Origin of the sequence: Aldersonia kunmingensis (assembly GCF_001646865.1) — a bacterium.
Classification (GTDB): Bacteria; Actinomycetota; Actinomycetes; order Mycobacteriales; family Mycobacteriaceae; genus Aldersonia; species Aldersonia kunmingensis.
Map to the genome: position 1 here is coordinate 1 of NZ_LRRB01000113.1, position 19,834 is coordinate 19,834.

Sequence of the window (19,834 nt, forward strand, 5' to 3'; positions counted from 1 at the left end):
GCAAGGGCATTGATGCCCGCCTTGGTGACCGCGTACGCGGGTCGTGCCGGTTCGCCCGCGTGCGCGGCGATCGACGAGGTGTAGACGATCGCGCCGCCGCCACGCTCGAGCAGCCGCGGCACGCTGTGCCGGGTGACGAGCATGTGGCCGCGCAGGTTCACCTCGACGATCCGATCCCAGATGTCGAGATCGATATCGACCACGTCGGTGTCGCTCTGCAGCGCGGTCATGTCCGCGGCGTTGACGTGCACGGCATCGAGCCCGCCGTACTCCGCCACCGCCGCGCCGATCAACCCCTCGACCGAGGCGTCATCGGTGATATCGAACTGCACCGCAATCGCCGTGCCGCCGCTTTCGCCGATCGCACCAGCGGTCTTCTCGGCGCCGGCCAGTGTCCGGCCGCCGACGACCACCTTTGCGCCCTCTTCGGCGAGCCGTGCTGCGGTGGCCGCGCCCAATCCCGTTGCAGCGCCGGCGATGATCACGACCTTGTCCTGCAGTCCGCGCATCGCGACTCCTACTTGCGGGTGCTGCCTAGTTCTTCTTGGCGTTGAGGCGGGTGACGATCGTGCGGAAGTCCTCGGTCTGGAAGGACTGGTCCTCGGCGACGTTCGCGTAGTCCAGGCTGGCGAGCACTGCGCGCTCGAGGTGGATGTTCAGCATCCGCTTGGTGCTCTCCACCGCCTGCTTGGGCAACTCGGAGATCTTCTTGGCGGCGGCAAGCGCCTCGGCAACCGGATCGGCGACAACGTGGTTGGCCAGCCCGATCTCGTACGCGCGCTGTGCCGAGATCTTGGCGCCGGTCAGCGAATACTCCTTGGCCAGCAGCAGGCTCATCTGCAAGGGCCACGTCAGCGGTCCGCCGTCGGCGGCGACCAGGCCGACCTGCACGTGCGGGTCCGCGAAATACGCGTTCTCGGCGATGTAGACGATGTCGCTCAGCGCGACCAGGCTGCAGCCGAGGCCGACGGCAGGCCCGTTCACCGCGGCGACCACCGGCACGCGGCAACGCGCCATGCCGAGCACAATTTCGCGGCCGTGCGCAATGGTCTTCGCGCGCAGCGCGGCATCCTGGCTGAGCTCCTGGAGGTAGGCGAAGTCACCACCCGCGGAGAACGCCTTGCCGGCGCCGGTGAGCACCGCGGCGCGCGCGTCCTGGTCCTCACTCAGGCGCGTCCACAGCGTGGCGAGCCCCGAGTGCAGAGGATCGTTGACCGCGTTGAGCGATTCCGGACGGTTCAACGTGATGATGCGGAGCGAACCGTCGGCGACGACGTCGATCTCTTCCGGCATGTCGTACATGTCAGACTCCCAATCCGAGAATGCGCGAGGCGATGATGTTCTTCTGAATCTGCGACGTACCGCCCATGACGCTCTGCGCGCGGCTGTACAGATAGGTCCCGAGCAGTTCGTTGTCGCGGGTACCACCGACGGCAAGGCACGCATGGCCGACGGACTGCTCGACCCAGGTCATCAGCAGCTTGTCCAGTGACCCGTCGGAGCCGTGCTTGACACCATCGAGCTGCTCGGACAGCCGGCGTCGCACGTGTAGCCGGAGCATCTCCGCTTGAACTGCCGCCCAAGCCAACTCGGCCTTCGGCGGACCGTCGGTGCGTGCCGCGAGCTGGCGGACGATCTTGCCGTAGCGCGCCGCGTAGCCCAGCGTCGACGGTTCCCGCTCGTGGCCGACGACGGTCATCGCAAGCTTCCAGCCCTCGCCGGGCGCTCCCACCATCTGATCCGCGGGAACGACGGCCCCGTCGAAGAGCACCTGACCGAATTCCTTGGTGACACCGCTGATCATCTGCAGCGGACGCTGCTCGATCTCGTCTTGATGCATCGAGATGATGAACGCCGAGATGCCCCGGTGCCGCGGCGCATCCGGATCCGTTCGCGCCAGCAACAGGCACCAATCGGCCATGTCGGAGTAGCTGGTCCAGATCTTGTGCCCGTTGATGATGTAGTTGTCACCGTCGCGGGTCGCGGTCGTCTTGAGCGACGCGAGGTCCGAACCGGCGCCCGGCTCGGAGAACCCCTGGCACCAGCGCTCGGTGCCGTTGATCATCCCGGGCAGGAAGCGGCGGCGCAGTTCCTCGCTGCCGTGGTGCCCGAGACCGGTCACCAGGTAGCCGAGGCTCGGGCGCGGCGGCGCACCGGCGATCGCGATCTCCTCATCGAGGATCACGTCATAGACAGGCGGGAGATCCTGTCCGCCGTATTCTTTCGGCCAGGTGATGCCGAAGAACCCTGCTTCGTACAACGACTGGTGCCATTCACCGGCACGGGCCCAGTACTCGTCACCAGAACTCGGATACTTCTTGGCGTTGTCGGCGAGCCAGTCGCGCAGGCGTTCCCGGAACGCTGCTTCGTCCGGCGAATCACGAAAGTCCAAGATCGATCTCCTCCAGGCTGACAGGGAACAGTTCGGTCGAGGTCAGGGCACGACGCAGGAACACGTGGGCCAAGCACTCCCAGGTATTGCCAATGCCGCCGTGTACCTGAATCGACGTCTCACAGATGGTGTGCGCGGCTCGCGCGCAGTAGACCTTCGCGATCTGCGCGGCGCGGATCGCTTCCTCGGGTTCGAGTTCGTCGACGGCCCAGGCGGCGTGGCGAAGCACGCTTACGGATCCCTCGATCAGCGCCTGGCTCTCAGCGAGGAGGTGGGCGACGGCTTGGTACGACCCGATCGTGTTGCTGTACTGCTCCCGAACCTTCGCGTAGTCGACCGCGAGCGCGAGAGTGCCGCGCGCAGCGCCGAGCAGGTCGGCGGTCGTCGCAACGAGGGCGAGGGCATTCCAGCGCTCGATCTTCGCCGGCGCCAGCTCACCGATCGGTTCCACCGGCCCCTCGACAGCGGCGAAGTCGCGGGTCAGGTCGGCGCCGGCAACCTGCGCACCAACGCGTGCAGACCCAATCCGGTTGTCCTGCACCACGAGTGCGTGCTCGAGACCACGTGCGTCGGTGGCCTCGTCGGCACTCGCGATAGCCCAGGACGCCTGGTCTTCGGTGACGTGTCGGCGGAGGTCGTCGGCCAGCACCGGACCGAGGAACGGCACATCCACGAGCCCGCGGCCGAACTCCTCTGCCACGATTGCGACTTCCACGCCGGACGCGCCGTCGGATCGCAGCGACCGCCAACCGGTGCCTTCCACTGCTTTCTCGAGTCGCGCGACACGCGCAGCGTCATCGAGATCGAGCACCGATCCGGGTCCCAGATCATCGGCCAGTTTTGCGGCCGCGTCACGGAGCTGGCGGTGCTCACTGGTTAGACGTACGTCCATACTGCTCCTTGAGAATTCGACGCAACACCTTCCCCGAAGGCAGGCGCGGGATTTCGGGCACGAACACCACGCGGCTCAGCCGCTTGTAGCCGGCCAACCGGTCGGCCACCAACTCACTCAGTTCATCGGCGGTCACGGTCCCGCCGGTAGTTACGGCCGCAACCACCGCTTCACCGTTCACTCCGTCCGGCACACCGTAAACGGCGCAGTCCAGCACATCCGGATGGCCATGCAGGACGGTCTCGATCTCGGCCGGCGCGATCTGGAAGCCGCGGACCTTGATCATTTCCTTCAGCCGGTCTGTGAGCCGCATCCAGCCATCGGCGTCGACATGACCGACGTCGCCGGTTCGGTACCAGCCGTCCTCGAAGGCATCTGCGTTTGCGCCGTCGGGTAGATACCCCGCCATCACCGACGGCGAGCGCAGCTGAATCTCGCCGGTCTCACCCGGGGCGACGGGCGCGCCGGTCTCGAGGGAGACCACGCGGACGTCCACGCCTCGTACTGCCTTGCCGACGCTGTCGAGCCGCGCGCCCTCGATGGGGTTGCACGCGATGACGGGTAGTTCGCTGGCGCCATACGCCGGCACCCAGGCCACGCCGGTGCGATCGGTGACGGTCTGCGCGACGCTCGGGGTCACCGGAGTCGCGCCCCACATGATGTAGCGCAGCGACGAAAGATCGAACGACTCGAGCTTCGGGTGCGACGCGATGGCGAGCGCGATCGGGGCGACGGCCATCTCCACGGTGATCCGGTCTGTTTCGATCGCGCGCAGCATGGCGTCGAGGTCGAAGCGGCGGTGCAGCCGCATCCACCCGCCGACATCGAGCACCGTGGCGATGTTCAGCAGGCCGAGAATGTGCGACGGCGGGGTGACGATCTGCAGCCGGTCGTCGGCGGTCAGGTCCAGCGCGTCGCGCCAGTGCTTGATCGCAGCGGCGAACGAGGCGTGCGTGTGCCGGACCGCCTTGGGCATGCCGGTGGTACCCGAACTGAACACGAGTACCGCGTCGGCGGTGGGGTCATACGGCGTCGCCGCCGCGCCGGCCTGCGGCTCGATCGGATCATCGAGGCTCAGCGTCGGCGCCATATCGGCCAAAATCGGGTGGTCACCGACGCCGTAGGCGGGTTCGGTGACAGCAAGCGCGTGTGCCACTTCATGGCGTTTCCACGCCGGACTGATCAGCACGACCGCCGCGCCGAGCCGCCAGATCGCCAGGACGGCCACGACGAGCTCGGGCCGGTTCGAGGACATCAGGGCCACCCGGTCACCGGGCTTTACCCCCCGTTCGCCCAGCGTATGAGCCATTCCGCCAGCGAGCGCGTCCAGTTGGGCACGGGTGAACTCAACGTCGTCGAAGGCCAGCACGACACGGCCCCCGGCATCCGACTCCGCGGCAGAGACCGACGTCGCGGGCCCTCCGTCACGCGTGTCGGAATTCAACATTGAGAAGGTCCCATCTCGTCAGAGAGAATAGTATTCTCCAAGTACTAGAATGTTAATACCAGGAGGACCCGGTCGATGGCGAGACCCCCCGTTTTTCAGAGAGCGACGGTCAGCCGTGTCGTAAAAGAGACGGCCGACGCCCGCACGTACGTGCTCGCTCCGCAGGACGGCTCGTTCGCCTACCGGGCCGGGCAGTTCTGCACGTTCCGGGTTCGGGTGGATGGCACCGACCTGTACCGCTCGTACTCGATGTCGAGTGCGCCGGAGACAGATGACGAGCTGATGACCACGGTCAAGCGCGTGCCGGGCGGTCAGGTGTCCAACTGGCTGCACGACAATCTCGCCGAGGGCGACGAAGTGGAACTGACTCGGCCCGCCGGCACCTTCGTGCTGCGCGAGAGCGATGCGCCGCTGCTCGGCTTCGCCGGTGGTAGCGGCATCACGCCGATCCTGTCGCTCGCCAAGAGCGTGCTGGCCACCACGGATCGGCAGGTGCGGCTGCTGTGCGCCGACCGCGACCGGGACGCCGCGATATTCGCAGACGTGCTCGGCGAACTTGTCGAGCGCTATCCCGGCCGGCTGTCGGTGGTTCGCCACTTCGACGCCGGCTCCGGGTTACTGAGCGCAGACGCGGTACGGGCATTCGTCGCCGACGACGGTCACGCCGACGCCTACCTCTGCGGACCCGAAGCATTCATGGCGATGGTCGAATCCGCGCTGTCCGGACCGGGCCCGGTCTACAGCGAACGATTCGGGACCGCCGCCGAACCCATCCAGCCCACCGAAACAACCAACAGCAATGCGGAGCGAACAGTGACCAACGGACCGGAAACCAGTGGCGCGGCAACGAACGGGGCGGTGGTGGACGAGACCGTCACCATCATCCTGAACAAAAAGAAGGTGACGGTGCCGCGCACCGACAACGGCGAGACGATCCTGGAAAGCGCGCGACGCGCCGGTCTGGCCCCGCCGTTCTCGTGCGAGGCCGGCAACTGCGCCACCTGCATCGCCAAGCTGCTGGACGGCAAAGCAACCATGCGGGTGAACGACGCGCTCGACGAGGACGAGGTCGAAGAGGGCTACATCCTCACCTGCCAGGCCGTGCCCGATTGCACCGTCGTGGTCGACTACGAATGAGCGGCAGGGTCGAGGGCAAGGTCGTCCTGGTCACCGGGGCGGCCCGCGGCATGGGCCGCAGTCATGCGGTGCGACTGGCCGAGGAAGGCGCCGATCTGATCCTGGTCGACATTTGCGCCCCCGTGGACAACGTGCCGTATCCCATGAGCGCCAAGGAAGATCTCGAGGAGACCGCAGCGCAGGTACGCGCACTCGGCCGTCGAGTGAATGCGGCTGTGCTCGACGTCCGTGACGGTGCCCAACTGGCCGAGTTCACCGCCGCGTCCGCGAGCGAACTCGGCGGCCTGGACGCGGCGGTGGCCAACGCCGGCGTCCTGACGTCGGGTACGTGGGACACAACCACCGGCGACGACTGGCGCGCGGTGCTCGACATCAACCTGATCGGCGTCTGGAACACGTGCGTCGCCGCCATCCCGCATTTGCTCGAGCGAGGCGGCGGCAGCCTGGTCAACATCAGCTCGGCCGCCGGGATCAAGGGCAATCCGCTCACCACGCCGTACACCGCGTCCAAGCACGGTGTCGTCGGGCTGAGCAAGTCACTCGCGAACGAGTTGGCGCTGAACTCGATTCGGGTCAACACCGTTCATCCGACGGGCGTGGTGACAGGCATGAGTGCGCCTGCGATGCACGAGTTGATCGCCGGCGAGCGTCAGGACCTCGGACCGATCTACCAGAACGCGATGCCGGTGCCGGTGATCGACGCCGTCGACGTCAGCAACGCTGTGTTGTACCTGGTCTCGGACGAATCCCGTTATGTCACAGGCACGGAGCTCACAGTCGATGCCGGAGTGACGATCAGATAGGCGACGCCAAAGTGCGCGGTTGAGAATCCATGGACTCTCAACCGCGCACGTGAAGCGACCTATTATCCGTGCTCGCCGAGCCGCGGCGGCCGGCGATAATCCGGCTCGTACCCGGCGACGCGGATAGGGCTGCCCACCAAGCGGAAATCCCCGGCCTCGACAACGGCGTCGGGTGTGGCGGCAAGCGCATCGGGCAGCGAGCGCACTGCGGCCACGGGTACCCCGAGCCGACGCAACCGCGCCTCCCACCCTGCCGCGGTATCGCTGTGCAGGGCCTCCGTCACCACAGCAAGAACCTCGTCGCGGCGTTCGACGCGCTCCGACATCGTCGTGAATCCCTCGATGCCGGCTTCGGTCGCGAAAGATTTCCAGAATCCGTCGTGCGTCACGAACAGCGCGAGGTAGCCCTCGGAGGTCGGGAATAGCTGCGCCGGAACGTAATACGAGTGAGCGCCATTCTTACGGCGGCGCGGCTCGGTGCCGTCGTTGAGGTAGGCCGAGGCGAGATAGTTCACCTGCGACAGCATCACGTCCTGCAAGGACACCGACACCTGGCCACCACGGCCTGAGACGATCTGCGCGAGCAGGCCGAGGGCGGCGGTGAGGCCGGTCGAGTTGTCCGCGGCCGAGTAGCCGGGCAGCGTGGGCGGCCCATCCGGGTCGCCGGTCAGCGCTGCCACACCTGTGGCGGCCTGGATCACGTAGTCGAACGCCGGGTCATCGCCGTCGTCGAGACCGAAACCGGTGATCGCAACACAAACGATCTTCTCGTTGAAGGCGCGCAGTGCGTCGTAAGTCAGGCCATAACGTTTGATCGCCGACGGCTTGAGATTCACCAGCAGCGCATGCGATTCCGCGGCGAGTTCGCCGAGCCGAGCGCGGCCTGCTTCGGATGTCATGTCCAGGCAGATGCTGCGCTTGCCACGGTTCAGGCTCGCGAAATAGGAGTCGCTGACCTGCCGAGAGATGTCGCCGCCAGCCGGTTCGATCTTGGTTACCTCGGCGCCGAGATCGGCGAGCATCATGGTGGCGTACGGGCCGGCAAGCATCGTGCCGACCTCGAGAATCCGAATGCCGGCCAGCGGCCCTTCGCTCAACGCAGTTCCTTTGCCAACTCGGCCACCACTTCCCGGGTCCGATACTTGGAAGCCACCAACTCGTCCCGGTTGTCCCCGATCGGCAGCAGCCGCATGGACAGGTCCGTGACGCCGGCGTCGCGGTAGCGCTTGAAGCCCTCGAGAAGCGCCTGCTCGTCGCCGGCGATGCAAAGCTCCCCGACGTCTCGCGCGTCGCCGTGCTCGAGCAGATTCTGATAGTTCGGCGAGTATTCGGCTTCGCCGAGAATGCGGTTGGCCCGCTCGCGAGCGACGTCCACCTGATCGGGCGCACACAGACACACTGGCACCCCCGCGATTACCCGGGGCGCAGGCTTGCCCGCGTTGTCCGCGGCCTTGGTGATGCGCGGCACGATGTGGTCCGCGATCGCCCGGTAGTCGGCCATCCACAACACCGTGCCGTCACCGAGTTCACCGGCAATCCGCAGCATCACCGGACCGAGGGCGGCGACCACGACCGGCATCGGCGCGATCGGGGTGAGGTCGAACGGATTGTGCACCGTGAAGTTGTCGTTCTCGACATCCACCGATCCGGTAGCCGCCTGCGCGGCCGCGAGCACCTCGAGGTAATCGCGGGTGTATCCCGCAGGCTTCTCGTACGGCAGGCCGAGCATGTCCGACACGATCCAGTGATGCGACGGGCCGACACCGAGCGTCAACCGGCCGCCGATCGAGGCGTGCACCGATAACGCCTGGCGCGCCAATGCGATCGGGTGCTGCGCCTGCAGCGGGACGACCGCGGTGCCGATCTCGATGGTGCTCGTGGCGACACCCATCATCGCCACTGCGGTCAGCGCGTCGAAGTCGTTGGGCACCTGCGGAACCCACACGGTATCCAGGCCCGCAGACTCGGCCCACTGCGCGTCGGACTGCATCCGGGCCATTTTGCGTGCCGAGTCACCCCGCTCCGGCCCGCTCATCACTCCGAAACGCACGATCTTCCTCCAGTTGTCGAGCGCGGATCAGGCTTCGGCCGCGGTTCCGGTCAGCTTGCGAATCTCGGTCACCAGCACATCAAGTGCGGTACCGGTCGGGAACACGGCCGCGGCACCGGCCGCGAGCAGCTTGGGTACGTCGGAGAGCGGGATCGTGCCACCGACGACCACCGCGATATCACCGGCGTCGGCCGCACGCAGCGCCTCGACGGTCCGCGTGGTGAGTGCGACGTGGGCACCGGAAAGAATGCTGAGGCCGACGACCGCCACGTCCTCCTGGACAGCGATCGACACGACGTCTTCGATCTTCTGCCGGATGCCGGTGTAGATCACCTCGAACCCCGCGTCACGCAGGGTGCGGGCGACGATCTTCGCGCCGCGGTCGTGGCCATCGAGGCCGGGCTTGGCGACAAGAATGCGGGCGGTCATCAGAACACCACCGGCTGCTGGAACTCGCCCCACACGGCCTTGAGCGCGGAAACCATCTCGCCCACCGTGCAATACGCGTTGGCGCAGTCGATCAGTCGGTGCATCAGGTTTTCGGTTCCTTCCGCGGCCGCAGACAGCGCCGCCAGTGTTGTACGGACCGCCTCGTCGTCACGATCGGCCTTCACCTTCGCCAGCCGCTTGAGCTGCAGGTCGCGGCCCTCGGCGTCGAGTTCGTAGGTGGCAAGGTCCGCCGGCGGCTCGGGGGTGACGAACCGGTTCACGCCGACGATCGGACGCTCACCGCCCTCGATCTCCTGGTGGACCTTGTACGCCTCATCGGCGATCAGGCCCTGCAGGTACCCGTCCTCGATCGCACGGACCATGCCGCCGTGCTGCTCGAGGTCGTGCATGATCTCGATGATTCGTTCCTCGGTGGCGTCGGTGAGCGCCTCGACGAAGTAGGAGCCGCCCAACGGATCCGCCACCCGGGTCACGCCGGTCTCGTAGGCCAGGATCTGCTGGGTGCGCAGCGCCAGCGTGGCCGATTCCTCACTGGGCAGGGCGAAGGGCTCGTCCCAGGCCGCGGTGAACATCGACTGCACACCACCCAGCACCGAGGCGAGCGCCTCGTAGGCGACCCGGACCAGGTTGTTCTGCGCCTGCGGCGCGAAAAGCGAGGCGCCACCGGAGACACAACCGAAGCGGAACATCGACGCCTTCTCGGACGTCGCGCCGTAGCGCTCGCGCACGATCGTCGCCCAGCGACGTCGTCCGGCACGGTACTTCGCGATCTCCTCGAAGAAGTCGCCGTGCGTGTAGAAGAAGAACGAGATCTGCGGCGCGAACTGATCGATCGTCATCCTGCCGCGCTCGACCACCGTGTCGCAGTAGGTGACACCGTCGGCGAGCGTGAACGCCATCTCCTGAACCGCGTTCGCACCGGCATCGCGGAAGTGCGCGCCGGCCACCGAGATCGCGTTGAACCGCGGTACCTCGGCAGCGCAGAACTCGATCGTGTCGGCGATCAGGCGCAGCGACGGCTCGGGCGGCCAGATCCAGGTGCCGCGCGAGGCGTATTCCTTGAGGATGTCGTTCTGGATTGTGCCGGTGAGCTTTTCGCGCGGCACGCCCGAACGCTCTGCCGCAGCGACGTAGAACGCCAGCAGGATCGCGGCGGTGCCGTTGATCGTGAAGCTGGTGCTGATCTTGTCGAGCGGGATCCCGTCGAAAAGGATCTCGGCGTCCGCGAGGGTGTCCACGGCGACGCCGACGCGGCCGACCTCTTCGCCGAACTCCTCATCGTCGGAGTCGTAGCCGCACTGGGTGGGCAGGTCGAGCGCGACCGACAGGCCGGTGCCGCCCTGTTCCAGCAGATACCGGTAGCGGCGATTGGACTCCTCGGCGGTGCCGAAGCCCGAGTACTGCCGGAACGTCCACGTCCGGCCGCGGTACCCGTTGGCGAAGTTGCCGCGCGTGAAGGGGTATTCGCCCGGCGCGGGCGGTTCGGTACCACGATCTTCCGGCCCATAGACCGGGTTCAGCGGGATCCCAGACGAGGTTTTCACGGTGTCGTTCATCGTTGGATACGGTACTTGCAGAAAATGAGAATGCCAATACCATTCGCGGCCAGGAACCCCGATCCACTAGGAGAACGCATGGAGAAGCACGGTTTGCTCACCGATCGCACGATGGTCATCTCGGGCGCTAGTCGCGGAATCGGGCTCGCGATCGCCATTGCCGCCGCTCGCCAGGGCGCCAACGTCGTATTGCTCGCAAAGACCGCCGAACCCCATCCGCGCCTGCAGGGCACGGTGCACACCGCGGTAGCCGATATCGAAGCCGCCGGCGGCAAGGCGGTCGCGGTCGTCGGCGACGTCCGCAACGAAGAAGACGTGCAGCGGATGATCGACACCGCTGTCGAGCACTTCGGGGGCGTGGACATCTGTGTCAACAACGCCAGCGCGATCGCCACCGAACCCACGGACAAGCTCTCGGCGAAGAAGTACGACCTGATGCAGGACATCAACTGCAAGGGCACGTTCCTGCTGACCAAGGCCGCACTGCCGCACCTGCGCGAATCGGCCAATCCGCACATCCTCACCATCGCCCCGCCGGTGAACATGAACCCGGCGTGGCTCGGCGCCCACCCGGCCTACACGCTGTCCAAGTACGGCATGTCACTGCTCGCGCTTGGCTTCGCCGCCGAATACGCCGAGGCCGGCATCGCGTCGAACTGCCTGTGGCCAGAGACCTACATCGCGACGTCGGCGGTGTCGAACATGCCCGACGGTGACGAGCTGCTGTCCTCGTCGCGCAGCCCGCAGATCATGGCCGACGCCGCCGTCGAGATCCTGTCCCGCCCGGCGCGCGAGACCAGCGGCCACTGCTACATCGACTCCGATGCGTTGGCCGAGGCCGGGATCACCGACCTGAGCCAGTACGGCGGTGGCGACAACCCGATCCGGGACCTGTTCCTGGACTGAATCCAGGGTGCGCGTTCTGCCGAAATGGCACTTGCGAAAAGCGAGAATCGCATTACCATTGAGGTCAACCTAACTCGGATCCGTCATCTCGACTTGGGCGGCGCCCGACACATCAGGCCGGAGGTAACCGTGACCGCATCCGTTTACAACACGCCCGTCCGCGTCACGGTTACTCCGGCACTGGACTATTTCGAAAAGTGCCCGAAGTGCGGTTATCCGGCCGAGGCGGTCTCGACCGTCCGGACCTACGCCACCGGCAGGGTCACCACAGAACTCGTCGCCACGTGTGGAATGCCGTGCGGATGGCAGTCGACAACGTAGGCCGGCCGGGACCATGTACGTCTGTCTTTGCCACGGGGTGACCTCGCGAGAGGTTGCGGAGGCCGTCGCCGACGGCGCGTGCACCTCGAACCAGGTCGCGGCAATGTGCGGCGCGGGTTCGGATTGCGGACGCTGCCGCCGCACAGTGCAGTCGATCATCGCCGCGGCGAACGACACGAACGACTCCCGCACCGCCGAGTGCACGCCACTGCATCCCCGACCCACGACCTCCGCGTGCACGCCGCTGCACGGCCGCACCGTCGCCATCGCACGACCGGCCTGAGCAGACGCCCCACCCGAAGCCTCACCTCGCGGGCCTACGATTCCGGTACCCGCACATGGGAGGTTTCGCGTGAAAACGAGGGGACTGGCCGATATTGCCGCCGGTTGCGCGTCTCTGTCCGTCGGCGACGACATGCTTCCGGCGGAGCCGCTCGTCCTCGTCGACCTCGATCGTGACGAGTGGTCGCATCTCGACGACGCGGTGGCAGCACTGCGGACCCGCTCGGTCGTGGTGGTCGGGGTATCGAACGACCCGCTGCCAGGCCATGCCGCGCCACTACTCGAGGCATTCACCTGCACGCTCGCACCGAACGGTCCCGGACGCAGCTGGGCCAAGGGAACGGCCGAGGAAGTGGACGCCATCGAGACCGTCGTGGCGGCGGCACCCCGCGCGTCGATCGCCATGGCCGGACTACTCGACCTCACCAGCAGCACCGACGTACGGAACGGACTGATCGCCGAATCCCTGGCGTACTCGATGCTGCTTGCCGGACCCGAGTTCGCGGATTGGCGCACGAACACGCCCCGCCGAACCGTGCCCGACTGCGCCCAGCCCGTTCTCCTCGATCGCGACGGCGACGTACTGACCCTCACCCTCAACCGGCCCGAGCGACACAACGCTTTCGCCGCCCAGGTGCGCGACGGTGTCATCGAGGGTCTCTCGGTTGCCGAGTACGACGACACCATCACGCGGGTGGTGCTGCGCGGCAATGGTCGATCGTTCTGCAGCGGGGGCGATCTCGACGAGTTCGGCACGGCGACCGACGTCGCCGCGGCCCACTTGGTCCGGTTGCAGCGCAGCGCGGGGTACGCCGTGCATCGCATCGCCAACCGAGTGACTGCGGAATTGCACGGCTCCTGCATCGGCGCCGGCATCGAGGTACCCGCATTCGCGGCACGCGTGGTGGCACACAACGACGCCCGCTTCCGGCTACCCGAACTGACTATGGGCCTTGTGCCCGGCGCCGGCGGCACGGTCAGCATTCCCCGCCGAATCGGCAAGTGGCGCACCGCTTTTCTCGCCCTCACCAACCGTCCGATCGATGTGGCCACCGCCCTGGATTGGGGTCTGGTCGATGACCGAGCCTGAGCTCACTCCGCTGCAGGCCTGGGCCGCGTCGGGGGCGATGGCGCTCACGGGCCGATCCGGTGGACCGCCGCTGGCGGCGCCCGGTTCGGCCGCCACCATGGTGTCCGCGGCGCTGCGCGAGATCGCAATGTCCACCATCATCCGAACCGAACACGAGCCGAAGCTGCCGGGAATCGAGTTGCTCGGCGAACGCGCCGCGATCGCTGGACTGCATCGTGCCGGACCGTTTTCGTGCGGCGGCGCGTTCCGCGTGGTCGAGACAAACGACGGCCGTTTCGGGCTGTCACTCCCCCGGCCCGAGGACCTCGACCTGATCCCTGCGCTCACCGAGTCCGATTTCACGGGCGATGTATGGGCGACCGTAGCCGCGTGGGCTCGCACGCTCTCGACAAGCGAGGCAGCCGATCGGGTCGAGTTGCTCGGATTGGCAGGGGGCGAAATCCCCGATCCGGGCCGCACCACCAGGCCCGGCGTACTCGTCACCGAACACGGCCCACGCAGGCGTCGCCGCGACCGCCCTCGCATCGTCGACCTGACCGGACTCTGGGCCGGTCCGCTGTGCGCCCACCTTCTCGGGCTCACCGGGGCCGAGGTCGTGAAGGTGGAAAGTGTGCAGCGACCGGACGGCGCCCGCCGCGGCCCGGCAGCATTCTTCGATGTGCTGCACGCCGGCCATGCCATGGTGGCGTTGGACTTTCATGACCCAGGCGGAATCGCAGCGCTTCAAGGCATCATCGCCAACGCCGATCTTGTGCTCGAGTCATCCCGCCCGCGTGCGCTCGCACAGTTCGGTATCGATGCGAAAGAGGTTGTGTCGGCCGGAACATCATGGTTGTCGATCACCGCACGCGGCCGCGAGAGCAATGCGGTCGGCTTCGGGGACGATGTGGCCGCTGCAGCGGGATTGGTGGTGCCCGCCGGGTCGGACCTGCTGCCGTGTGGCGATGCGCTTGCCGACCCACTGGCCGGCGTCCGCGCTGCCGCGGCCGCGGCCGACGCCCTGTTCGCCGAGAACGCCCGCATGATCGACGTCTCCATGTTGCACGTGGCGGCGGAGGCGGCCGACGGGCCGAGCGAGGATCACCGCGTCCACCGGAGTGGCGAAACGTGGTGGGTCGAGACCGCTCGGGGACGTTTTCCCGTAGCCGATCCCGTGGCCCGCCGACCCCCGGCACCGGCGTCAGCATTGGGCGCGGACAACGAGCACTGGGTCGGAAAACGGTGACAACACTGCTGTTTCGAAACGCGGAGGTCGATGGCGAGCTGGTGGACGTGCGCGTCGAAGGTCACATGGTCACGGCCGTAGGCCCGGGCCTGAGCAACGCTGGTGCCGAACTCATCGATGCCGGCGGGGGTGCGCTGCTGCCGGGCCTGCATGATCACCATCTGCACCTGCTGGCGATTGCGGCAGCGCGCCGCTCGATCGATTGTGGTTCCGCAGCGGTGCGCGATGAGGCCGGACTCCGCGCCGCGCTCGCCGTACCCGGCACCGGTTGGCTTCGCGGAACCAACTACCACGAATCTGTGGCCGGTGAGCTCGATCGCACGGTGCTCGATCGCTGGGTTCCTGATCGGCCCGTGCGGATCCAGCATCGCAGCGGCGCGTTGTGGATGTTGAATTCGGCTGCAGTGAAAAAGGTTTCGCATGTCCTCGATGGATCCATCGATGTCGAGCGCGACGGCGCGGGCCAACCGACGGGACGGCTGTGGCGTTACGACGACCGCCTGCGCGCCGCGCTTGTCGACGATCCGCCCGACCTCGGCCCGGTAGGTGCGGACCTGACCGGGTTCGGAATCACCGGCGTCACCGACGCGACTCCCGATATCGATAGCACGGCAATCGAACTCATCGCTGCGGCGCGCGAATCTGGAACACTTCCGCAGCGGGTCGTGCTGCTCGGCGCCGCGACCGATGCGCGCCTGCCCGCGGGCATCGAGGCCGGGCCGTACAAACTTCTGCTCCGCGATCACGATCTGCCCAGCTACGACGAGCTGGCTGCCCGTGTGGCGACGAGCCACGACGCGCACCGACCCGTCGCAGTGCATTGCGTCAGCCGCGAATCGCTGTTGCTCACCCTCGCAGTGCTCGCCGATATCGGCGCCGTCGACGGCGACCGCATCGAACACGCCGGCGTGGTGCCGCCGGGTGTCGGAGAGCAGATGGCCGAACTCGGCGTCCGCGTCGTCACCCAGCCCGGCTTCCTGCGCGAGCGTGGCGATGCGTACGCGCGCGATGTTGCGGAAGACGATCTCCCCCATCTGTATCCGCATGCCGGCCTGCTTGCGGACGGCGTATCGGTGGCCGTTTCCAGTGATGCGCCGTTCGGGCCATTGGACCCGTGGCAGGTCATCGCCGCTGCCGTCGAGCGCCGTTCTGCGGCCGGCGTTGTGCTCGGGGAGGCCGAACGTGTCTCGGCCGCAACCGCTCTCGCGGGTTACCTCGCACCACCCGACGATCCTGGCGGACCACCACGGCGAATCGTCCCCGGCGCCGCCGCCGATCTCTGCCTGCTGCACGCACCCGTCCGCACCGCGCTCGCCTCGCTCGACCGGTCGCTCGTGCGCACGGTGGTCATCGACGGCGTGGCGCACGTAGGCGAGCACCCGGCCAACCAGTAGCCGATCGGCTACCCTGGGGCCGTGACCTCCCCCGCTTCGGCTCCGGCACCGCGCCTGGACACGACACCGCGCAGCGGCGCCCAGACGCGCATTCTGGATGCCTCGCTCGAGCTCATCGGCGAGCACGGCGTGAGCGGCACATCGCTGCAGATGATCGCGAACAAGCTGGGCGTCACGAAGGCGGCGGTCTACCACAAGTACAAGTCGAAGGACGAGATCGTCATCGCGGTCACCGAGCGCGAGCTGGCCAAACTGCAGGACACACTCGACGCCGCCGAGGCGGAACCGCACCACTCGGCCGCCCGGACGTTATTGCTGGCCGCGGTGATCGATATGGCGGTCACGCGGCGCCGCTGGGTGAGCACGCTGCAGCACGATCCGGTCATCATCCGACTGCTCGCCGAACACGAGCCGTTCCAACTCTTCCTCAATCGGCTATACGCGGTATTGCTCGGCGAGGACGTCGGACCGCGCGCCCGCGTACTCGCCGCGATCCTGTCCGCGGCACTCGCCGGCGCGGTGATCAATCCACTCGTCGCGGACATGGACGACGACGAGTTGCGTTCCGAGTTGTTGCTGGTCACGCAGCGTTTGCTGCACGTCCCGGACTGACCGTTGCCCAGGGGTAGCCGATCGGCTACCCTCGCACACAGCCGAAGGCCTTCTTCGTCGCCGTCTCGCAGCGTTCGCTGCTTTGAAAGGGCGTGGCGCACTCATGCACATCCGCACCCAACTGATCAGCCTCTGGCTCGCCGTCTTCTTCGGCGCCATCCTGGTCGGCGCTTTTCTCGCGTTTCCCGGCTTCTTTCCGCCGATGTCACCGGCTACCCCGGCCGACGAAGTCGCCGAGTTCTTCCGCGACAACGCCCCGATGATCCGGTTCAGCATGATCGTGTTCGACGTCTGCGGCATCATGCTCGTGCCGTTCTTCATGGTCATCGTCGAGCAGATGAAACGGATGCTGACGCCGACGCAGGTCTTGCCGTACGCGTTCCTTGCCGCGGTCGCGACGGGCACGACACTTTTCGCCCTCTCAAACCTCTTCTGGCTCATCGCTGCATTCCGTCCGGAGCGCGACGCAGATCTCGTCATGCTGCTCAACGACATGGCCTGGATTACGTTCCTCGCGCCGGTCAGCATGCTCCTGGTGCAGTGCCTGGCGCTTGCGCTCGCGATCTACCTCGACGCCCGGCCGCAGCCGATTTTCCCGCGCTGGGTTGGCCACCTCTCCGTCGTCACGGCGATTGCCCTCGTGCCGTCCGCCGGTGCCGCGCTGGTGACATCGGGTCCGTTCGCCTGGGACGGGGCGATCTCGTTCTGGCTCCGGATCGTCGTCTACAGCGTGTTCCTCGTGGTCCTGATTGTCGTTGCGTGGGCTGCCGTTCGGCGTCAGGCCGCCGAGGAGAAAGCGCTCGCGAACGACGCCGCCGAACCCGTGGGCGCCGCGCAATGAGCAGCACCATCTCCACCGATCCGGTCACTGAGTCGGCGGAGGCGCCGGCCGCCGGGTCGCGTGAAAAGCTCGACCTTCGGATCGCCTTCTGGACGATCCCGGTCTACTACGTGCTTTTCGGTATCATCTTCGTTCCACTCGCCCGGGTGATGCCACCACCAAAGCCCGGGCTGTCGACTCAGCAGATGGTCGATTTCGTCGAATCGCATTCGCTGACGATCAAGATCGGTTTCGGGATCCTGCTCGTCGTGATCGGATTCGCCGCTGTCGCCAACGCGTTGATCGCGCTACAAATCAAGCGGATGTCCGTGGGCTCGGTATTCGCGTATTCCTACATCGTGGCCTTGGCGGTAGGCGCTCTTCCCGGTTGCCTGATGTGCGCGTTGAGCTTCCTGACCGCGACGCTTCGGCCCGAACGCGATCCGCGAATCATCGCTTTTCTCTACGACCTGGGGATGATGACCTTCGTCGGATCGCTCGGCTGTTTCGCCACCGGGTATATGGTTCTTGCTCTCGCCATCTTCCTGGACAAGAACGAGATCTTCCCGAAATGGTTTGCCTACATCACGATTTGGCAGATCGTCACCGAACTGATGGCCGCGCCGATCTTCATCTTCACCGACGGCCCGTTTGCGTGGGACGGCTCGATCAGCTTTTGGCTTGGCACCGCGATCTTCGGTATCTGGGAGTGCTGCCTGATCGTGCTGCTTTACCGCGCCGTACAACAGCAACCCGCCAACGAGCGTGTTCCGGACTGACCAGATGTGCCCGATGCACCGTCGAACGAGGAATCGCGTATGACCGAGACCGAACTCGCGCCTCCCAAGGCGCCCGCAGCCGCATCACCCAGCCTGCATCAGCAGGGCGATACGAGCATGTGGGTGTTCGTCATCGGCGACCTCTTTATCTTCGGCGCCTATTTCGTCATCTTCATGATTCAGCGCAGCGAGAACCGCGATGCGTTCCTGGCCGCGCAGGAGCACCTGAATCTAGATGCCGGATTGATCAATACGCTTGTCCTGCTGACGAGTTCGTGGTTTGTTGCGCTTGCCGTCAATGCCGCACGAGCGGGCGAGGGGCAGCGGGCCACAAAGCTCACGCTGCTCGGTGGTCTGTGTGGAATCTTGTTCATCGCCATCAAGGCGTACGAATGGATCTCCGAGATCCGGATGGACAACACCATCACCAGCAGTGATTTCTTCATGTACTACTACATGCTCACCGGCGTGCACCTGTTCCACGTCGCGCTCGGGTTGGTCATCCTCGGGGTCGTCGTGGCCAACCTCCGCAACAGTGAACTCCGACGCGTGTCGATGGTCGAGAGCGGCGCGATCTACTGGCACCTGGTGGATCTGCTCTGGGTCGTCATTTTCGCGCTGATCTACGTGATGAGGTGAACCAGTGAGGATTTCCGCGAACGCTCGCGTCACCTACGTCTGGGTGGTGCTGTGCGCGGTGACCATCCTGTCGGGCGGCCTCGCCCACACCCGCTCGGACGGCGCTTACGTCGCGAGCACAACGATCACGCTCGCGGTCCTCGTGATCGGCCTGATCAAGGTGCGGCTGATCACGCAGAACTTTATGGAAGTACGTGTCGCGCCCACCTGGTTGCGCCTCACCGTCGACGGCTGGCTGGTGCTGTTCTGGGGCAGCGTCATCGCGATCTACCTGATCTAACGCTCGTTCTTGCGGTCCCAAACCCGAGCGAAACTTGTTCTTGGGTGCGAAGTTTCGTCCCCGTTTACACAATTTGCACCCGCTTGGACCGCGTAACCTGGCCGATCAGCGCGGGGTGACCCCGTCGAAGAGCAGCGCGATGAGGCGTTCGGTCGCGGGCATCCCCGAACAGTCGGTTCGGCGATCGACCATCCCGATCATGTTGGCGACGGTGAACAATTCGTCGATTTCGAGATCCTGACGCGCGGCGCCGGACTCCTGGGCACGGGTAAGAACCTCCCGACCGACCTCACGAATCCCCGCGCACGAGGTGAACAGCGGAGAGTCGGGATCCTGACCCGCCGCGATGATCGTCTCCGGTAAACCAGCGAAGCTGCCGACGTGCCGGGCGAGATCCCGGATCCACTGCGCCAAACCCTCTTTCGGTGAGGCAGTGACGGCGTAGGCCTTCGCGTCGGCGGTCAGTCGGCCGACGTTGTGGCGCAGCGCTGCCGCCAACAGCAGGTCTCGGGTGGGGAAATGGCGATACAACGTGCCGGCACCGACGCCCGCCTTCTTCGCGATCTCGTCGAGTGACGCATCGACGCCCTGCTCGAGGAAGTTCTGCGTCGCGACCTCAACGATGCGCTCGTAATTGCGCCGCGCATCCGCACGCATCGGTTTGGCTGCCGGGTCGACCACCTGCTGTGGCATGAGTCACATCACCTCACGTTGCCTAACCGGAGAAACTCTCCGTATAGTTCAACCGGAGCCACTCTC

The 19,834-nt window shown here is 66.2% G+C and carries 22 protein-coding genes and 1 pseudogene; 13 read left to right on the forward strand and 10 right to left on the reverse strand.

What is annotated here, in order from left to right; genetic code table 11:
- The 5 genes from A8G08_RS09025 to A8G08_RS09045 all read right to left on the reverse strand — a co-directional run.
- A partial coding sequence (locus A8G08_RS09025) for an SDR family NAD(P)-dependent oxidoreductase (protein WP_068272994.1) occupies positions 1-509 on the reverse strand: 509 nt, incomplete at its 3' end.
- A gap of 25 nt (positions 510-534) precedes the next feature.
- Positions 535-1,302, reverse strand: coding sequence for an enoyl-CoA hydratase/isomerase family protein (locus tag A8G08_RS09030; protein ID WP_068272997.1), 768 nt, complete (start codon positions 1,300-1,302; stop codon positions 535-537).
- A 1-nt stretch (position 1,303) separates the two neighbouring features.
- A complete protein-coding gene (locus A8G08_RS09035; RefSeq protein WP_068272999.1) occupies positions 1,304-2,392 on the reverse strand; it encodes an acyl-CoA dehydrogenase family protein in 1,089 nt (362 codons plus the stop codon).
- Positions 2,379-3,284 (reverse strand): acyl-CoA dehydrogenase family protein, encoded by a 906-nt coding sequence (locus tag A8G08_RS09040; RefSeq protein ID WP_068273001.1) that lies wholly within the window; start codon positions 3,282-3,284, stop codon positions 2,379-2,381. Before A8G08_RS09040 ends, A8G08_RS09035 begins: the two co-directional genes overlap by 14 nt.
- Entirely contained in the window at positions 3,262-4,731 is a 1,470-nt protein-coding gene (locus A8G08_RS09045; RefSeq protein ID WP_084436059.1) for a class I adenylate-forming enzyme family protein, read from the reverse strand. The genes A8G08_RS09040 and A8G08_RS09045 overlap by 23 nt, the downstream gene beginning before the upstream one ends.
- Positions 4,732-4,806: 75 nt before the next feature.
- On the opposite strand from A8G08_RS09045, the gene A8G08_RS09050 reads away from it, so the two are divergent.
- Positions 4,807-5,868, forward strand: a complete 1,062-nt coding sequence (locus A8G08_RS09050) for a ferredoxin--NADP reductase (protein ID WP_068273003.1) — start codon at positions 4,807-4,809, stop codon at positions 5,866-5,868.
- Positions 5,865-6,671, forward strand: coding sequence for a mycofactocin-coupled SDR family oxidoreductase (locus tag A8G08_RS09055; protein WP_068273005.1), 807 nt, complete (start codon positions 5,865-5,867; stop codon positions 6,669-6,671). The genes A8G08_RS09050 and A8G08_RS09055 overlap by 4 nt, the downstream gene beginning before the upstream one ends.
- A 62-nt stretch (positions 6,672-6,733) precedes the next feature.
- Here A8G08_RS09055 and A8G08_RS09060 read toward each other — a convergent pair whose 3' ends face one another.
- Genes A8G08_RS09060 through A8G08_RS09075 form a run of 4 tightly spaced genes read right to left on the reverse strand, consistent with a single transcriptional unit; the run spans position 6,734 to position 10,727 of the window.
- Entirely contained in the window at positions 6,734-7,768 is a 1,035-nt protein-coding gene (locus A8G08_RS09060) for a CaiB/BaiF CoA transferase family protein (protein ID WP_068273006.1), read from the reverse strand.
- Positions 7,765-8,721, reverse strand: a complete 957-nt coding sequence (locus tag A8G08_RS09065; RefSeq protein ID WP_068273008.1) for an LLM class F420-dependent oxidoreductase — start codon at positions 8,719-8,721, stop codon at positions 7,765-7,767. The genes A8G08_RS09060 and A8G08_RS09065 overlap by 4 nt, the downstream gene beginning before the upstream one ends.
- A 27-nt stretch (positions 8,722-8,748) precedes the next feature.
- Entirely contained in the window at positions 8,749-9,150 is a 402-nt protein-coding gene (locus A8G08_RS09070) for a cobalamin B12-binding domain-containing protein (RefSeq protein WP_068273009.1), read from the reverse strand.
- Entirely contained in the window at positions 9,150-10,727 is a 1,578-nt protein-coding gene (locus tag A8G08_RS09075; RefSeq protein ID WP_068273011.1) for a methylmalonyl-CoA mutase family protein, read from the reverse strand. Before A8G08_RS09075 ends, A8G08_RS09070 begins: the two co-directional genes overlap by 1 nt.
- 78 nt (positions 10,728-10,805) lie before the next feature.
- Between A8G08_RS09075 and A8G08_RS09080 the strand changes: the two genes are divergently transcribed.
- The 11 genes and pseudogenes from A8G08_RS09080 to A8G08_RS09130 all read left to right on the forward strand — a co-directional run bounded on the left by A8G08_RS09080 (position 10,806) and on the right by A8G08_RS09130 (position 19,075).
- Positions 10,806-11,633, forward strand: a complete 828-nt coding sequence (locus A8G08_RS09080) for an SDR family oxidoreductase (RefSeq protein WP_068273012.1) — start codon at positions 10,806-10,808, stop codon at positions 11,631-11,633.
- A gap of 129 nt (positions 11,634-11,762) precedes the next feature.
- Complete coding sequence (locus tag A8G08_RS27060; RefSeq protein ID WP_157108475.1) at positions 11,763-11,954, forward strand: hypothetical protein; 192 nt, start codon at positions 11,763-11,765, stop codon at positions 11,952-11,954.
- 13 nt (positions 11,955-11,967) lie between these two features.
- A pseudogene (locus tag A8G08_RS28325) lies at positions 11,968-12,123 on the forward strand ((2Fe-2S)-binding protein); the annotation flags it as partial.
- A gap of 183 nt (positions 12,124-12,306) precedes the next feature.
- A complete protein-coding gene (locus A8G08_RS09095; protein ID WP_068273018.1) occupies positions 12,307-13,326 on the forward strand; it encodes an enoyl-CoA hydratase/isomerase family protein in 1,020 nt (339 codons plus the stop codon).
- On the forward strand, positions 13,313-14,551 hold the full coding sequence (locus A8G08_RS09100) for a CoA transferase (protein ID WP_068273019.1): 1,239 nt from the start codon (positions 13,313-13,315) through the stop codon (positions 14,549-14,551). Before A8G08_RS09095 ends, A8G08_RS09100 begins: the two co-directional genes overlap by 14 nt.
- Positions 14,548-15,945, forward strand: a complete 1,398-nt coding sequence (locus A8G08_RS09105; RefSeq protein ID WP_068273021.1) for an amidohydrolase family protein — start codon at positions 14,548-14,550, stop codon at positions 15,943-15,945. Before A8G08_RS09100 ends, A8G08_RS09105 begins: the two co-directional genes overlap by 4 nt.
- 21 nt (positions 15,946-15,966) lie before the next feature.
- Positions 15,967-16,557, forward strand: a complete 591-nt coding sequence (locus A8G08_RS09110) for a TetR/AcrR family transcriptional regulator (RefSeq protein WP_084436060.1) — start codon at positions 15,967-15,969, stop codon at positions 16,555-16,557.
- A gap of 103 nt (positions 16,558-16,660) precedes the next feature.
- Positions 16,661-17,398: a hypothetical protein gene (locus A8G08_RS09115; protein ID WP_068273023.1), complete on the forward strand. Its 738-nt coding sequence runs from the start codon at positions 16,661-16,663 to the stop codon at positions 17,396-17,398.
- Positions 17,395-18,156, forward strand: a complete 762-nt coding sequence (locus tag A8G08_RS09120; RefSeq protein ID WP_245672744.1) for a hypothetical protein — start codon at positions 17,395-17,397, stop codon at positions 18,154-18,156. The genes A8G08_RS09115 and A8G08_RS09120 overlap by 4 nt, the downstream gene beginning before the upstream one ends.
- Positions 18,157-18,195: 39 nt before the next feature.
- Positions 18,196-18,795 carry a cytochrome c oxidase subunit 3 gene (locus A8G08_RS09125; protein WP_068273024.1) on the forward strand — a complete coding sequence of 200 codons (600 nt, stop codon included), beginning with the start codon at positions 18,196-18,198 and terminating at the stop codon, positions 18,793-18,795.
- Between the two features lie 4 nt (positions 18,796-18,799).
- Positions 18,800-19,075 (forward strand): cytochrome C oxidase subunit IV family protein, encoded by a 276-nt coding sequence (locus A8G08_RS09130; protein ID WP_068273026.1) that lies wholly within the window; start codon positions 18,800-18,802, stop codon positions 19,073-19,075.
- Positions 19,076-19,180: 105 nt separating this feature from the next.
- Here A8G08_RS09130 and A8G08_RS09135 read toward each other — a convergent pair whose 3' ends face one another.
- Positions 19,181-19,768, reverse strand: coding sequence for a TetR/AcrR family transcriptional regulator (locus tag A8G08_RS09135; RefSeq protein WP_084436061.1), 588 nt, complete (start codon positions 19,766-19,768; stop codon positions 19,181-19,183).
- Positions 19,769-19,834: the final 66 nt, after the last annotated feature.